The organism is Caulobacter sp. BK020, from assembly GCF_004342605.1.
In the GTDB taxonomy this organism is placed as follows: domain Bacteria; phylum Pseudomonadota; class Alphaproteobacteria; order Caulobacterales; family Caulobacteraceae; genus Caulobacter.
This window is the reverse complement of record NZ_SLZL01000005.1, coordinates 130310-145799: the sequence shown is the minus strand read 5'-3', so window position 1 is coordinate 145799 and position 15490 is coordinate 130310. Positions and strand designations below refer to the sequence as shown.

Annotated in this window: 17 protein-coding genes; 14 read left to right on the top strand and 3 right to left on the bottom strand. The window is 67.9% G+C overall.

Going from position 1 to position 15490, the window contains the following annotated elements; translation table 11 throughout:
* A complete protein-coding gene (hemB, locus tag EV278_RS08060) occupies positions 1–1002 on the bottom strand; it encodes a porphobilinogen synthase (RefSeq protein ID WP_132089119.1) in 1002 nt (333 codons plus the stop codon).
* A 116-nt stretch (positions 1003–1118) separates the two neighbouring features.
* Between hemB and EV278_RS08055 the strand changes: the two genes are divergently transcribed.
* Positions 1119–2129 carry a proline iminopeptidase-family hydrolase gene (locus EV278_RS08055; protein WP_132089116.1) on the top strand — a complete coding sequence of 337 codons (1011 nt, stop codon included), beginning with the start codon at positions 1119–1121 and terminating at the stop codon, positions 2127–2129.
* Positions 2130–2135: 6 nt separating this feature from the next.
* Here the strand turns inward: EV278_RS08055 and EV278_RS08050 are convergent, their stop codons facing one another.
* Positions 2136–2582: a DUF2147 domain-containing protein gene (locus EV278_RS08050; RefSeq protein ID WP_132089113.1), complete on the bottom strand. Its 447-nt coding sequence runs from the start codon at positions 2580–2582 to the stop codon at positions 2136–2138.
* A 208-nt stretch (positions 2583–2790) separates the two neighbouring features.
* Here EV278_RS08050 and EV278_RS08045 point away from each other — a divergent pair, with 208 nt between their 5' ends.
* The 6 genes from EV278_RS08045 (at position 2791) to hemA (ending at position 8478) form a co-directional block, all read left to right on the top strand.
* Positions 2791–3930, top strand: a complete 1140-nt coding sequence (locus EV278_RS08045) for an isobutyryl-CoA dehydrogenase (protein ID WP_132089110.1) — start codon at positions 2791–2793, stop codon at positions 3928–3930.
* A gap of 32 nt (positions 3931–3962) precedes the next feature.
* Positions 3963–4409 (top strand): hypothetical protein, encoded by a 447-nt coding sequence (locus EV278_RS08040; protein WP_132089107.1) that lies wholly within the window; start codon positions 3963–3965, stop codon positions 4407–4409.
* The gene (locus EV278_RS08035; RefSeq protein ID WP_132089105.1) at positions 4406–5029 is read left to right on the top strand and encodes a histidine phosphatase family protein; all 624 of its coding nucleotides are present in this window, start codon (positions 4406–4408) and stop codon (positions 5027–5029) included. Before EV278_RS08040 ends, EV278_RS08035 begins: the two co-directional genes overlap by 4 nt.
* Positions 5026–6078: an enoyl-CoA hydratase/isomerase family protein gene (locus tag EV278_RS08030; protein ID WP_132089102.1), complete on the top strand. Its 1053-nt coding sequence runs from the start codon at positions 5026–5028 to the stop codon at positions 6076–6078. Before EV278_RS08035 ends, EV278_RS08030 begins: the two co-directional genes overlap by 4 nt.
* 56 nt (positions 6079–6134) lie before the next feature.
* The gene (locus EV278_RS08025) at positions 6135–6941 is read left to right on the top strand and encodes a class I SAM-dependent methyltransferase (protein ID WP_132089100.1); all 807 of its coding nucleotides are present in this window, start codon (positions 6135–6137) and stop codon (positions 6939–6941) included.
* A 310-nt stretch (positions 6942–7251) separates the two neighbouring features.
* Entirely contained in the window at positions 7252–8478 is a 1227-nt protein-coding gene (gene hemA, locus EV278_RS08020) for a 5-aminolevulinate synthase (protein WP_132089097.1), read from the top strand.
* 127 nt (positions 8479–8605) lie between these two features.
* On the opposite strand, the gene EV278_RS08015 is transcribed toward hemA, so the two are convergent.
* A complete protein-coding gene (locus tag EV278_RS08015) occupies positions 8606–9046 on the bottom strand; it encodes a MucR family transcriptional regulator (protein ID WP_132089094.1) in 441 nt (146 codons plus the stop codon).
* Positions 9047–9258: 212 nt separating this feature from the next.
* On the opposite strand from EV278_RS08015, the gene glyA reads away from it, so the two are divergent.
* From glyA to EV278_RS07980, 7 genes are all read left to right on the top strand, one after another.
* Positions 9259–10563 carry a serine hydroxymethyltransferase gene (gene glyA / locus EV278_RS08010; protein WP_132089091.1) on the top strand — a complete coding sequence of 435 codons (1305 nt, stop codon included), beginning with the start codon at positions 9259–9261 and terminating at the stop codon, positions 10561–10563.
* Between the two features lie 31 nt (positions 10564–10594).
* Positions 10595–11068, top strand: coding sequence for a transcriptional regulator NrdR (gene nrdR / locus EV278_RS08005; protein ID WP_028040434.1), 474 nt, complete (start codon positions 10595–10597; stop codon positions 11066–11068).
* A gap of 132 nt (positions 11069–11200) precedes the next feature.
* A complete protein-coding gene (locus EV278_RS08000) occupies positions 11201–11665 on the top strand; it encodes a 6,7-dimethyl-8-ribityllumazine synthase (protein WP_132089088.1) in 465 nt (154 codons plus the stop codon).
* A complete protein-coding gene (gene nusB, locus EV278_RS07995) occupies positions 11662–12123 on the top strand; it encodes a transcription antitermination factor NusB (protein ID WP_056759991.1) in 462 nt (153 codons plus the stop codon). The genes EV278_RS08000 and nusB overlap by 4 nt, the downstream gene beginning before the upstream one ends.
* Entirely contained in the window at positions 12032–13180 is a 1149-nt protein-coding gene (gene thiL / locus EV278_RS07990; protein WP_132089084.1) for a thiamine-phosphate kinase, read from the top strand. The genes nusB and thiL overlap by 92 nt, the downstream gene beginning before the upstream one ends.
* A gap of 263 nt (positions 13181–13443) precedes the next feature.
* Positions 13444–14670 carry an acyltransferase gene (locus EV278_RS07985; protein WP_132089081.1) on the top strand — a complete coding sequence of 409 codons (1227 nt, stop codon included), beginning with the start codon at positions 13444–13446 and terminating at the stop codon, positions 14668–14670.
* A gap of 67 nt (positions 14671–14737) precedes the next feature.
* A complete protein-coding gene (locus EV278_RS07980; RefSeq protein WP_132089078.1) occupies positions 14738–15265 on the top strand; it encodes a hypothetical protein in 528 nt (175 codons plus the stop codon).
* Positions 15266–15490 lie beyond the last annotated feature (225 nt).

The following is a 15490-nucleotide window of genomic DNA, read 5'->3' as shown; positions in this document are numbered from 1 at the left end:
TCAGCCCAGCCGCTCCGCCGCCCAGGGCGCGAAATAGGTGATGATCCCAGCCGCGCCGGCCCGCTTGAAGGCCGTCAGGCTCTCCAGGACGGCGCGGTCGTGGTCGATCCAGCCGTTCTGGGCCGCGGCCTTGATCATCGCGTACTCGCCCGAAACCTGGAAGGCGTAGGTGGGCATGCGGAATTCGTCGACCAGGCGGCGCAGGATGTCGAGATAGGGCAGGCCGGGCTTGACCATGACCATGTCGGCCCCCTCGGCGATGTCGAGGGCGACCTCGCGGATGGCTTCCTCGCTGTTGGCGGGGTCCATTTGATAGGTCTTCTTGTCCCCCTGGCCCGCCGACAGCTTGGCCGAGCCGATCGCGTCGCGATAGGGGCCGTAGAAGGCCGAGGCGTACTTGGCGGCGTAGGACATGATCATCGTGTCCTGGAAGCTCGCGCCCTCCAGGGCCGCCCGCAGCTTGCCGATCCGGCCGTCCATCATGTCGGACGGGGCCAGGATGTCGGCGCCGGCCTGGGCTTGCATCAGCCCCTGTTCGATCAGCCGCTCGATGGTCGGGTCGTTGAGGATTCTGCCGCCCTCGACCACGCCGTCGTGGCCGTGGTCGGTGAAGGGGTCCAGCGCCACGTCGCACATGATGCCGACCTCGGGAGCGGCGTCCTTCATGGCCTTGACCGCGCGGGGGATCACGCCGTCCGGATCGGCGGCGATCGAGCCGGCGGCGTCCTTCCGGGCGCCGTCGATGTGCGGGAAGATGGCGATGGCGGGGATGCCCAGGTCGCGGGCCCGCACGGCGGCCTTGGCGGCGTCCTTGACGCTGAGGCGCTCGACGCCGGGCATCGAGGCCACCGGGATCGTCCCTTCGCCCTCGTGCACGACCATCGACCAGATCAGGTCGGACGGCTCCAGCGTGGTCTCGCGGACCAGGCGGCGGGTCCAGTCGGCCTGGCGCAGGCGGCGCAGGCGGGTGGCGGGGTAGGGGGCGAGGGGCGGCGTGGTCATGGCCTAGGGTGTCGCGCGGCCAGCGGCGCGAGGCAAGGTGGTTGGTTGCTTAAGGGCGCTTGCCGAACGCACGGGCCTGGCCAATGCTCGCGCCCTGGCTGACTGGGGACGACACGATGAACCGGCTTGTGATGGCGATCGCGGCCCTGGCGCTGCTGGCGACCCCGGCCCTGGCGCGACAGGCGCCGCCGGCCAGCTATTACGACGCCAAGGCGCCGGACGCCTGGTCGGGCGGGGTGAGGATGGTCGACATCGACACGCCGTCGGGCAAGTTCCGCGTCTGGACCAAGCGCGTCGGTTCGAACCCCAAGCTGAAGGTGCTGCTGCTGCACGGCGGTCCGGGCGCGACCCACGACTATTTCGAGGCGTTCGACAGCTACTTCCCGGCCCAGGGGATCGAATACATCTATTACGACCAGCTGGGGTCCGGGCGTTCCGACAAGCCGACCGACACCAGGCTATGGACCATCGAGCGCTTCGTCGACGAGGTGGAGCAGGTGCGAAAGGCGCTGGACCTGGACGCCGGCGACTTCTGCGTGCTGGGCCACAGCTGGGGCGGGGTGCTGGCGATCGAATACGCCCTCAAATACCAGGCCAACCTGAAGTGCGTGGTCATCTCGAACATGATGGCCTCGATCCCGGCCTATAACGACTACGCCGCCAAGGTGCTGATGCCGCAGATGGACCCGGCTCAGCTGGCCAAGGTCAAGGCGCTGGAGGCGGCGGGCAAGACGTCGGACCCGGACTACATGGGCACGCTGATGCCGATGCACTACGAAAAGCACATCCTGCGCCGGCCCGCCGACCAGTGGCCCGAGCCGGTGACCCATTCGTTCGCCCAGCTGAACGGCGAACTCTACACCCTGCTGCAGGGGCCAAGCGAGCTCGGGGCCAGCGGCCTGCTCGCCCACTGGGACCGGTTCGCCGACCTCAAGCGCATCGCCGTGCCGACCCTGGTGATCGGCGCCCGGTACGACACCATGGACCCGGCCTATATGGAGAAGATGTCGAAGGAACTGCCCAGGGGTCGGTATCTGTACCTGGCCAACGGCAGCCACATGGCGATGTACGACGACCAGGCCGCCTATTTCGCCGGCCTGACCGCGTTCCTGAAAGGGCTGAACTAGTCCGGACTACGGCGCGTAGTTGACGTTGTCGACGCGGGCCTGCTGGAGGCCGTCGATGCGGCGCCAGACCTGCGACTTGCAGATCAGCCCGCCCAGGACGCAGCCCTTGGCCTTCATGGTGCGGGCGTCGATGAACTCGGCGGTGCCCACCAGGGTGACCTTCAGGGTCGGCACGAAGACCTTGCCGCGCATGGCGCCGTTGCGGGTGGGCTCGAAGTCGCGCAGCAGCTGCTGGCCGACCAGGGTGGTCAGGCCGCTTTTGCGGGCGTCGGCCTCGGCCTTGGGGCTGGCATAGACCACGGTGCCGCAGGTGCTGGTCCCGCAGCTCTTGATCGCCACCCGGACATTGTCCTTGGGGCCGGTCCACACGCCGAGATCGGCGGCCTGGGCCGGTGCCGACACGAGGGTGACCAGCGCCGCGAGGGCGGCGAAAACGGCAGTGAACTTACGCATGACAGAAAGACTACGCCTCCGATGGCCGCGATTTGATACTGGAGGACGGTCGGATCAAGGCCGGTGCGACACTTGGCGCCGGCTTTTTGCGCACTGCGGCATTCAAAGTCGCCAGGTGAGATATGATTGACACAGTCGCGACGGCGCGGCACGTCAGCGACCAAGAAGGCCAGGGGTTCACTCTGCCTCGCTTGGGAGGGTATCGCGCATGGATTTCGCGCTCAACGACGATCAACGCGCTATCCAGGACATGGCGTCGGGCTTTGCGGCGGAACGCCTTGCCCCGCACTCCGCCGAATGGGACGAGAAGAAGCACTTCCCGGTCGACGTGCTGCGCGAGGCGGCGGGCCTGGGTTTCGCCGGCATCTATGTCCAGGACGACGTCGGCGGCAGCGGCCTGACGCGCCTGGACGCCTCGATCATCTTCGAGGCGCTCAGCTACGGCGACGTGCCGACGGCGGCCTATCTGACCATCCACAACATGGCCTCGTGGATGATCGACCGGTTCGGCTCGGACGACCTGCGCCGGCGCTACCTGCCGCGCCTGACGACGATGGAGCTGATCGCCAGCTACTGTCTGACCGAGCCCGGCTCCGGCTCCGACGCGGCCAACATGCGCACGACGGCCAAGCTGGACGGCGACCATTATGTCCTGAATGGCGGCAAGGCCTTCATCTCGGGCGGCGGGGTGTCGGACGTCTATGTGGTCATGGCCCGCACCGGCGGCGACGGCGCCAGGGGCGTCTCGGCCTTCGTGGTCGAGAAGGGGGCGCCGGGCCTCAGCTTCGGGGCCAACGAGCGCAAGATGGGCTGGAAGTCGCAGCCGACCGCGGCGGTGAACTTCGACGACTGCCGCGTGCCCGTGGCCAACCGGATCGGCCAGGAGGGCGAGGGGTTCCGCTTCGCCATGATGGGTCTGGACGGCGGGCGGCTGAACATCGCCTCCTGCTCGCTGGGCGGGGCCCAGTTCGCCCTCGACACCGCCAAGGCCTATCTGGAGACCCGCAATCAGTTCGGCCGTCCGCTGAAGGATTTTCAGGCCCTGCAGTTCAAGCTGGCCGACATGGCCACCGAGCTGGAGGCCGCCCGGCTGATGGTTCGCCGCGCCGCCGCCGCCCTGGACAACCGCGACCCGGAGGCCACCAAGCTGTGCGCCATGGCCAAGCGCTTCGCCACCGACGCCGGTTTCCAGGTGGCCAACGACGCCCTGCAACTGCACGGCGGCTACGGCTACCTGCAGGACTATCCGCTGGAACGCATCGTCCGCGACCTGCGCGTCCACCAGATCCTGGAAGGGACCAACGAGATCATGCGGGTGATCATCGCCCGCGAGATGTTCCGCCAGTGAAGGCGGGCCGCCCACCCTGGTCCTGGCGCGCCTTGGCCGCATCCGCGGCGCTGACGGGCGCCTGTCTCGTGCTGACGATGGTCGTCACGGCGGGTTTCCGCCGGGGATTGGACGCCGACGTGGTGCCCCTGATGATGAGGACACGGGCGTGGGAGTGGCTGGCGATCGCCGGGCTACTCGGCTTGCTGGGCGTCCCCTTCATCATCCTGGCCTGGTGGCTGGCGGGGCGGCTGGGGCGCTGGGGCGTTTTTCCGCTCCTCGCGGCTGGCCCGCCTGTTCTGCTGATGTTCGCGAACCAGGCCTACTGGATCATCGACGAGGCCCTGGAGCCGCCGATGAATATTAAGCCGTTCGAGGCCAATTCTTGGACCTACCTGCCCAACTGGCTGGAGCTCGCGGGCATCGCTCTGTCGTTCCTTTTCGCCGCAGTCGCCTATACGAAGCTGGCGCAAGCGATGCGAGGATCGAGGCTTCAATGATCTATCTCTGCCGGCACGGCCAGACGTTCCACAACCGCGAAGGCCGCATGCAGGGCCAGACCGAGTCCGACCTGACGCCGCTGGGCCGCGCCCAGGCCGGGGCGATGGGCGAGCTGCTGGCCTCGCTGGTCGAGCGGCCGGCCGAGTGGCGCATCGTCGCCAGCCCGCTGCGCCGCGCCCGCCACACCGCCGAGACGATCGCCGCGCGCCTGGGCCTGGCGGTGGAGTTCGAGGATCGCCTGATGGAGGTCAGCGTCGGCGCCTGGTCGAACCGCCTGCGCGACGAGGTCAAGGCCGAGAACCCGGCCCTCCTGTCCGACCCGGACTGGGCCTTCAAGTCGCCGGGCGGCGAGACCTATGACGACATCATGGGCCGTGTCTCCGGCTGGCTGGCCGAGCAGGCGCCAGAGCCGGACCGCCGGCTGATCGTGGTCAGCCACGGCATCGCCGGCTGGATGCTGCGCGGCGCCTACGCCCGCTTGCCGCGCGAGGAGGTCGTCGCCCTGGACACGCCCCAGAACGCCATCTTCCGCCTCAGCGGCGGCGTGATCGACCGTCTCGCCTGCGAACCGGTCGAAGACCCCGAACGCGTCGGGGAGGCCGCCAAGGAAGCCGTATGAACGACCAGCCCGAAGTCCTTGTCCGCGTTCAGAAGAACGTCGGACGGCTGACCCTGAACCGGCCCCAGGCGCTGCACGCCCTGACCCAGACCATGTGCGAGACGATGATCGCCGCCCTGCTGGACTGGCGGGAGGATCCGGAGATCTACATGGTCGTCATCGACCATGCGGGCGAACGCGGCTTCTGCGCCGGCGGCGACATCCGCATGCTGGCCCGCAGCGGGTCAGGCGACGCGGTCGAGGCGCGGGCCTTCTTCCACACCGAATACCAGCTGAACCATCTGCTGTTCACCTACGACACCCCGGTGGTGGCGGTGATGGACGGGGTGGTGATGGGCGGCGGGGTCGGGATCTCGATGCCCGCCCACTACCGGATCGCCACCGAGCGCACGACCTTCGCCATGCCCGAGACCGGCATCGGCCTGTTCCCCGACGTCGGCGGCGGCTGGTACCTGCCGCGCCTGCCGGGCAAGGCGGGGCTGTGGCTGGCCCTGACCGGGGCGCGGATCAAGGGCGCGGACTGCCTGCGCCTGGGGATCGCCACCCACTTCGTCGAGTTCGGCGCCGTCGAGGGCCTGAAAAAGGCGATCATCGCCGATCCGCGCCGCATCGAGGAGACGCTGAGGAAGTACCGCGCCGACGCCGGCAAGGCGCCGCTGGTCAGCTTCGAGCAGGACCTCAACCGCCTGTTCGTCGGCGACAGCGTCGAGCAGATCTTCGAGTTCCTGGAGGCCGACAGCAGCGACTGGGGCAAGGCCCAGCTGGCCGTGATGAAGACCAAGTCGCCCCAGACCCTGAAGGTGGCTTTCCGCCAGCTGGAGGCGGGGGCGGCGATGACCGACTTCGCGGACAACATGGCCATGGAATACCGGATTGGTTCGCGGGTGGTGCGGCGGCACGACTTCATCGAGGGCGTCCGCGCCGTGATCATCGACAAGGACAATGCGCCGAAATGGGATCCGGCCAAGCTTGAAGATGTGTCCGACGCCATGTTGGATGAGATTTTCGCGCCGCTGCCGGCGGATCAGGAATGGTCGCCGCTGACGTAGTGCGATTGCTGCGCTAGCTTGCGCTCAACGAGAAGACGCCGTCGGAAGGAACACCCATGCGTAAGCCGCTACTCAGCCTCGTCGCCGTGCTCGCCCTGGCGGGCTGCGCCACGACTCCGATGGGGCCCGCGGCGCCGCCGCCTCCGCCGCCGGCCGACGCGCCCGCCGCGATCCCCGCCAACATCGCCGCGGCCCTGTCCGATCCGAACCGCCCCGCCGCCGACATCGTCCGCGACGAGAACCGCCTGCCGGGCCAGACCCTGGCCTTCGCCGGCGTCAAGTCGGGCGCCAAGGTCGCCGACCTGATTCCCGGCGGCGGCTATTTCACCCGCATCCTGTCGAAAGCCGTCGGGCCGCGCGGCCACGTCTACGCCTATGTGCCCGACGAGCTGACCAAGCTGGCCAAGCGCGAACCGGCCGTAACGGCCATCGCCCGCGATCCGGCCTACAAGAATGTGTCGGTGATCCTCAACACCCTGCCCAACTTCGCCACGCCGGAGAAGCTGGACCTGGTGTTCACCGCCCAGAACTACCACGACATGCACGACAAGTTCATGGGCCCGGCCGACCTGTCGGTGGTCAACCGCCAGATCTTCCGGGCCTTGAAACCGGGCGGCGTCTTCCTGGTGCTCGACCATTCGGCCGAGCCCGGCTCGGGCCTGCGCGACACCGAGACCCTGCACCGCATCGACCCCGAAGCGGTCAAGCGCGAGGTCACCGCCGCCGGCTTCATCTTCGAGGGCGAGAGCCGGGTGCTGCGCGACGGGTCCGACACCCGCAAGCTCAGCGTCTTCGACCCGTCGATCCGCGGCAAGACCGACCAGTTCATCTACAAGTTCCGCAAGCCGGCCGGGGCGCGGTAGGGCGAGGTCGTTCCGGGTGCGGCGTCATCCGCAAGGCGCCAACCCCAATTCGCTGAAGCCCCGGACAGCCTCTGCGAGGCTTCCGGGCTGACAAGCTGTTGTGAAGACAGGACGGGCGCTGCGCCCGCGGAGGGCGATCCGTGGGAGTCCTCGTGAGGCCGTGTTCATTGACGCGCTCTATGCGTCCAATCGCGTAATTCAATGGGCTAGGTATAGCCACTTATATGGACACCGAGCCGGCGCGGTGCGAAAAGCCGAGCCTTGAGAAGGGACCGGTCGGACTCGTCGAAGTCCATCGGATGAAGTGACCATGGACTACAAAGCCGCGTTCCGCAGCGTCGTCGACCAGATCCGCGACGAAGGCCGCTACCGGGTGTTCGCCGACGTGAAGCGCCATCGCGGCGCCTTTCCGCGCGCCACCTGGACCCGTCCGGACGGCGGCGAGAGCGAGATCGTGGTCTGGTGCTCGAACGACTATCTGGGCCAGGGCCAGAACCCCGTGGTGCTGGACGCCATGCACGCGGCGATCGACGACCACGGCTCGGGCTCGGGCGGCACCCGCAACATCTCGGGCACCAACCATCACCATGTCGAGCTGGAGGCCGAGCTGGCCGACCTGCACGGCAAGGAAGCGGCCCTGCTTTTCACCTCGGGCTATGTCTCCAACGAGGCCAGCCTGTCGGCGCTGCAGAAGATCCTGCCGGGCCTGATCATCTTCTCCGACGCCCAGAACCACGCCTCGATGATCGCCGGCATCCGCAACGGCGGCTGCGAGCGGCACATCTTCCGCCACAATGATCTGGCGCACCTGGAGCAGCTGCTGGCCGCCGCGCCGGCCGCCGCGCCCAAGCTGGTGGCGTTCGAGAGCGTCTATTCGATGGACGGCGACATCGCCGACATGGCCGGCACCGTGGCCCTGGCCAAGAAATACGGCGCCATGACCTATCTGGACGAGGTCCATGCCGTGGGCATGTACGGCCCGCGCGGCGGCGGCGTCGCCGAGCGCGACGGCCTGATGGACCAGATCGACATCATCGAGGGCACGCTGGGCAAGGCGTTCGGGGTGATGGGCGGCTACATCGCCGGCGACGCGGTGGTGGTGGACGCCATCCGCCTGGTCGCCTCGGGCTTCATCTTCACCACCTCGCTGCCACCGGCCCTGACGGCCGGGGCCCTGGCCAGCGTGAAGTATCTGAAGCAGCACCCGGAGGTCCGCGAGGCCCACCAGGAGCGCGCCAAGACCCTGAAGGCGATGTTTAAGGCCGCCGGCCTGCCGGTGATGGACAACGACAGCCACATCGTCCCGGTGCTGGTCGGCGACCCCGTGCATTGCAAGATGATCAGCGACATGCTGCTGGCCGATCACGGCGTCTATGTGCAGCCGATCAACTATCCCACCGTGCCGCGTGGCACCGAGCGCCTGCGCTTCACGCCCACGCCGTTCCACACCGACGAGATGATGCGCAAGCTGGTCGGGGCGATGGAAAAGCTCTGGGCCCACTGCAACGTGGCCCGCATGGGCGGCCACGCGGCTTAGGGTTACCTAATACTTGCCCCCACCTGACGGCTTCGCCGTCTGTCCGCCCCCATAGGGGCGGAGCGCTCTTCCCCCTCTGAGGGAAGACGGCCGCGAAGCGGCCCGTAGGGGGCAAGCCGCGGAGCGTTTACCGCCCCCGCATCCTCCCCTTGCCCAGGCCGATCGACTTGGCGAAGTCGGAGCGGCGCTCGGCATAGGCCGGGGCCACCATCGGATAGTCGCCGGGCAGCGACCATTTGCGACGGTATTCCTCGGGGCTCATGTCGTAGTGGGTGCGCAGGTAGCGCTTGAGCATCTTCAGCTTCTTGCCGTCTTCCAGGCAGACGATGTAGTCGCGCTGCACAGACCGCGAGACCGGCACCGCGGGCTTGTTACGCTCGGCGGGCGGCTGGTCGGTCTGCACGCCGTTCAGGGCCGACAGGGCGCCGTGGACCGAGCGGATCAGGTCGGGAATCGCCGTGCGCGCCACGGTGTTCTGGGCGACGTAGGCGGCCACGATCCCCGCGCTCAAGCCCAGAATGTCGACGTCGTCTTCCTGGGTCCCCGCCTCGCCGTACGCCGTCGCCATACTCTTTCCGCCCTGTCTTCGATCTGCTTGGAAGTCGCCAAAACGCTCGCGCCGCCAGCCCGACTGGCGCCGCTTCCTTCGCAACGTCCCGTCTCGGGATGAGGTTCCCGGATTGATCGCGGCGCGAAGGGGGTTAAAGAGAGCGCGACCGAACTCCGCCCGAGTCCGACACCTCGGCGTCCTTCCAGTCTCCCAGCCCCAGGAGAGCGTCCATGACCGCACCGGCCAGCAACATCACCGCCGACAAGAGCGCCTTCTTCGGGGCCGACCTGGCCGCGGCCGACCGCGACATCTTCGACCGCATCGGCCTGGAACTGAACCGCCAGCAGAACCAGATCGAGCTGATCGCGTCCGAGAACATCGTCTCGCGCGCCGTACTGGAGGCCCAGGGTTCGATCCTGACCAACAAGTACGCCGAGGGTTATCCGGGCAAGCGCTATTACGGCGGCTGCGAATATGTCGACGAGATCGAGACCATCGCCATCGAGCGGGCCAAGGCCCTGTTCGGCGCCGGCTTCGCCAACGTCCAGCCGCACTCGGGCTCGCAGGCCAACCAGTCGGTGTTCATGTCGCTGCTGCAGCCCGGCGACACCTTCCTGGGCATGGACCTGGCCGCCGGCGGCCACCTGACCCACGGCAGCCCCGCCAACCAGTCGGGCAAGTGGTTCAAGCCGGTGTCCTACACCGTGCGCCAGCAGGACCAGCTGATCGACTATGACGCGGTCGAAGAGGTGGCCAAGGCCAACAAGCCCAAGCTGATCATCGCCGGCGGCAGCGCCTACAGCCGCCACATCGACTTCGCCCGCTTCCGCCAGATCGCCGACGAGGTCGGGGCCTATCTGATGGTCGACATGGCCCACTTCGCGGGCCTGGTGGCCGGCGGCGTGTTCCCCAGCCCCATCCCCCAGGCCCACGTGGTCACCACCACCACCCACAAGACCCTGCGCGGCCCGCGCGGCGGCATGGTGCTGACCAATGACGAGGCGATCATCAAGAAGGTCAATTCGGCGGTGTTCCCCGGCCTGCAGGGCGGCCCGCTGGAGCACGTGATCGCCGCCAAGGCCGTCGCGTTCGGCGAAGCGCTGCAGCCGGGCTTCAAGGCCTATGCCCAGCAGGTGATCGACAACGCCAAGGCCCTGGCCGAGGCGCTGCAGGCCCAGGGCGTCAACATCGTCTCGGGCGGCACCGACAGCCACCTGATGCTGGTCGACCTGCGGCCCAAGGGCGTGACCGGCCGCGACGCCGAGCACAGCCTCGAGCGCGCCCACATGACCTGCAACAAGAACGGCGTGCCGTTCGACACCGCGCCGTTCACCGTGACCTCGGGCATCCGCCTGGGCACGCCGGCCGGCACGACGCGCGGCTTCGGCACGGCCGAGTTCACCCGCGTGGGCCAGCTGATCGGCGAGGTCGTCAACGGCCTGGCCGCCAACGGCCCGGACGGCAACGCCGAGGTCGAGGCCAAGGTGCGCGAGGAAGTCCTGGCCTTGACGGCGCGGTTCCCGATCTACAACTAATAGGCCTGCATCGGGCGGGAGGGCCTAGATCATGCGCTGCCCGTTCTGCGGCCATATGGAAAGCCAGGTGAAGGACAGCCGCCCGTCGGAAGACGGGGCGGCGATCCGACGTCGTCGGCTGTGTCCGGAGTGCGGCGGCCGCTTCACCACCTTCGAACGGGTGCAGCTGCGCGAGCTGACCATCGTCAAGCGGTCGGGCCGGCGCTCGCCGTTCGACCGCGAGAAGCTGGTGCGCTCGATCTCGATCGCCACGCGCAAGCGGCCGGTCGATCCCGAGCGGGTCGAGCGGATGGTCAACGGCATCGTCCGCCAGCTGGAAAGCCAGGGCGAGACCGAGCTGCCGTCGTCGGCGGTGGGCGAAATGGTCATGAAGGCGTTGAAGTCGCTCGATGACGTCGCCTATGTCCGTTACGCCTCGGTCTATCGCGATTTCCGGGAAACCAGCGATTTCGCGAAGTTTCTGGGCCAGGAAGGCCTCAGCGACGTCGCCGAGGACGAACTATAGGCGCATCCTGTGATTCGGTTTCGGCGGCCCCGGACCGCCGGGGCGCTACAATTCGGTTTGGCGACGGCGCCGTTTGGTGCGAAGTGACCTGCCCTGAAACGACGTGCCCCGTCGAGGAGAAGTCAAAGGACTATGGTGGAAGACAAGATTCGCCTGCTGATCGTGGAGGCCCGGCGCTATTCGGGGCTTTCCGACGCGTTGCTGCAAGGTGCGGCGCAGGCGATCGACGCCCAGGGCGCCGAGTATGACGTGATCACCGTGTCCGAGGCGATGCAGATCCCCACCGCCATCGCCCTGGCCGAGGAGGCCGGTCATCGCCCCGTCGGCGTGCGCTATGACGGCTTCGTGGCGCTGGGCGTGATCATTCGCGGCGAGACCTATCATTCCGAGGTGATGGCCAACGAGACCGCCCGCGGGCTCAACGACCTGTCGTTCGGCAAGCGCCTGGCCATCGGCTACGGCGTGGTCAATGTCGACGAGGAGGACCAGGCCTGGAGCCGGGCCCGGGCGTCGGAAGGCGACCGCGGCGGTCGGGCCGCTCAGCAATGCCTGGAGATCGTCGGCCTGAAGCGCCAGCTGCTGGGGCAGGGCCGATGAGCCGGGGCGATCGCATCCAGCCGCGCTCGGTGGCCCGCCTGGCCGCGGTCCAGGCCCTGTACCAGATGGAAGTCTCCGGCGTCGGCGTCGACGCGGTGGTCCGGGAGTTCTCCGAACATCGCTTCGACCGCGATGTCGACGGACCGGACGGCGATCGCCTAGCCCAGGCCGACGAAGCCTTCTTCGCCGAACTGGCCAAGGGCGTCGTCGCCCACCAGGCCGCCGTCGACCAGGCCATCGTCAAGCGTCTGGCCTCGGGCTGGAAGCTGGAGCGCCTGGACGCCACCGCCCGCGCGGTGCTGCGCTCGGGGGCCTACGAGCTGATGCACCGGCCCGACGTGCCGAAGGAAGTCGTGATCGACGAATATGTCGAGATCGCCAAATCGTTCTTCGAGGGACCGGAATCCGGTTTCATCAACGGCGCCCTGGACGCCATCGCGCGTGACGCCAGAAGCTGACGACGACTGGTTCGACGAGCCGACGCCGGAAGCGGCGGCGGTCGACGACGCATGGTTCGACGAGGCCGCGACGCCGGCCGCCGCGCCGCCCGTCGACGAGTTCGGCCTGATCGAGCGGCTGCTGCGGCCCCTGACCCGCGGCGACCAGGCGGCGCTCAGCCTGCTGGACGACGCGGCGGTTCTGCCCTCGCGTCCCGGCTACGACCTGGTGATCACCAAGGACGCCATGGTGGCCGGCGTGCACTTCCTAGCCGGCGAGGACCTGGACGTGGTGGCCAAGCGCCTGCTGCGCACCAACCTGTCGGACCTGGCGGCCAAGGCGGCCACGCCCTACGGCTACTTCCTCGCCGTCGGCTGGCCCTCCGGCACCACCTTGACCGACCGCGAAACCTTCGCCCGCGGTCTGGCCGAGGACGGCGAGCTCTACGACGTCAGCCTGCTGGGCGGCGACACGGTCACCACCTCGGGTCCGATGGTGGTCTCGGCCACCTTCCTGGGCTGGGCGCCCAGCGGCGACGCGGTGTTGCGCAAGGGCGCCCGGGTCGGCGACCGGCTAATGGTCAGCGGCACGATCGGCGATGGCTGGCTGGGCCTGCTGGCCCATTGGGGCGAGGTCGAGGATCCTGATGGCGGCCTGGTGCGCCGCTACCGCCTGCCGCCGCCGCGCCTGGCCATCCGCGACGCCCTGCGGGCCTATGCCCGGGCCGCCGCCGACGTGTCCGACGGCCTGCTGGCCGACGCCGCCCACGTGGCCAAGGCCAGCGGCCTGCGCGTGAATGTCGACCTGGACCGCCTGCCGCTGTCGCCCGGGGCCCGCCACTGGCTGGGCGCCCAGCCCGAAGCCGGCGAGGCGCGGATGTCGCTGGCCTCGGGCGGCGACGACTACGAGATCGTCTGCGCCGTCGACCCCACCGACGTGGCCGCCTTCCAGGCCGCCGCCATGGCCGCCGGCGTCCCCGTGCGCGACATCGGCGAGTTCGTGGAAGGCGAGGGGATCTGCGCTCTGTTCAAGGGCAAGGACATCACGCCCGAACGGCTGGGCTGGCTCCACGGGTAGTTGGTCGCCGAGCGCATCGGCCGTGGTCGGCCGCTTGGCTCGAAACATGGCTGCGACCCTGTTCGAAACTGACAGTGACGGCGAGGAGATCGCCGAATGCGACAAAACCGGAGGCCGAGCCTCGAACGGGCCGCCTTCCGACCCCATCCGGCCCAGTGTTCGGTTTCTGCACTATTAAAATAGATTTTATTAGTGTGATGTTGGTCCTGCGGTGATCGGTCGCCGCGAAACAGGATGGGCGTCAACTGGTCGGGGGGACTGGGATGCGGCTGCAAGAAAATGGATTTCACGAAGGCGAAACCGCGCCCGAGGTCGCGCAGGCCAGCGGCGGGCCTCAAGATCGCGCGGCAGCGTCGGCCCCGCCATCACGCTATTACCGGCCCGAACTGGATGTGCTGCGCTTTATCGCGTTCCTGTTCGTCTTCATCACGCACCGCAACGATCTGGCTCCGATCGATCCGGTGGCGCATCCCTGGTTTCACGCCCTTACCCTGACCGGGGTGTATGGCGTTCCGGTGTTCTTCCTTCTGAGCGCGTTCCTGATCACGGAACTGCTGGAACGGGAGCGGGAGGCGACTGGCGGGATCGACGCCCGCGCCTTCTATGTCCGGCGCATATTGCGGATCTGGCCGCTCTATTTTCTGGTTTTTTTCGGCCTGGTGTTCCTGAACCAGTTCCTGCCTGGCGCCGGCGCCAACTCGCCCGCCAAGTGGCTGTCGTTCATGCTGTTTTCGGGGAACTGGTACATCACCTTCAACGGCTGGATCGAATATCCGGTCAATCCGATGTGGAGCCTGTCGGTCGAAGAGCAGTTCTATATCGCCATTCCGTTCCTCGCCATGCTGGGACGCCGGACGCTGATCGGCGTCAACCTCGCCGTCCTCGCCGTCGCCTATGGCGTGATCGTCCATTACGCCCGAGGCTTTAACCCCGCGGTCTGGTTCAGCGGCCAGTGGACCAACAGCTTCGTCCAGTTCCAGTTCTTCGCGGGCGGCATGCTGCTGGCGCTCCTGCTGCGGGGCCGGCGGCCCGATTGGCCTGTCGCCATCCGGATCGGCTTGTTTGCCTCCGCCATCGGTATGTGGCTGATCGCCTACACGGTCTTCGGGATCAAGGCCGACAATCCGCAGTCGACCGTGCTGCAGAGCCTGGCGGGGTGGCCCCTGGTGCTGGGGGGCGCGGCGCTGATGCTGGTCAGCCTGCTGGGCGCGCCGCGGCGTTTCCTGCCCGGACCTTTGATCTATCTCGGGCGGATCTCCTACGGCCTCTACCTGATCCATATTTTCTTCTACTGGCTGGTCTATGATAAATTTCGCCCTTGGCTGACGCAGGTCACCGAAAGCGCCGGAATAGGGGGATGGCGAGACAATATTGGCCAGCTGATCGCTTTCGCGGCGGCCGTTTTCTTCGCGTCCTTGCTCTATCGCTTCTATGAAACGCCATTTCTAAGACTGAAGCGGCGCTTTACGCTGGTTCCCTCCCGCGACTAATGGGAGGGCGGGCCGGGCGGAAATGGGGGAAACCAAACCTCAAACCTTCAAGGTTAAATTGGGCGGCATGTCCCGTCCTTCCGCCATCGCCCGCCGCGCCTTCCTGACCGCCTCGCTGACCCTGCTGGCGACGCCGGCGTTCGCGCGCTCGGCCAAGAAGGAGAAGAAGGGCGGCAAGGAAGGCGAGGGCGAGGAAGTCGCCGATCCGGTGATCAAGCTGCAGTCGATGGCCCTGCCGATCATCGCCGGCGGCAGGCTGGTCAACTACGTCTTCGTGCAGATGACCATCACCCTGAAGCCCGGCGTGCTGGTCACGGTGTTCGAAGGCAAGGAGCCGCTGCTGCGCGACGCCATCGTCCGCGAGGCCCACAACAAGCCGTTCGTGCGTCCCGACAGCTATGTCGCTCTCGACGAGGCCCGGCTTAAGGCCTCGGTGCTGCGCGAGATCAACGGCCTGATCGGGCCGGGCAAGGTGGCGCTGGTGACGGTGGTCAAGCAGACGCCCCGCAACTTCGTCGCGCCGCCGGCCAAGCCCGGGGCGGACAAGCCGGCGTCGCGCCCCGCGCCGGCCGGCGACTCCGATCTGGTCCCGTAGATCGTTCGCAGCGGCTCACAAAGCCGCCGTCATCCCCGCAGCGTGACGGAACGCCGTTCCCGCAAGCGGTTGACACCCCGCGTCCATTTGGCACTGTCCAGGCCTTGGCGCCGACCCGGCGTCATCAGGGAGCATCGAGGGGGCATGAGGCCAAAGGCCCGCCCGTCGCGTGCGGCCGGGGGCGGTCTTCCGATCGTGATCCTGTCGAGGCGGCGACCCCTCGTG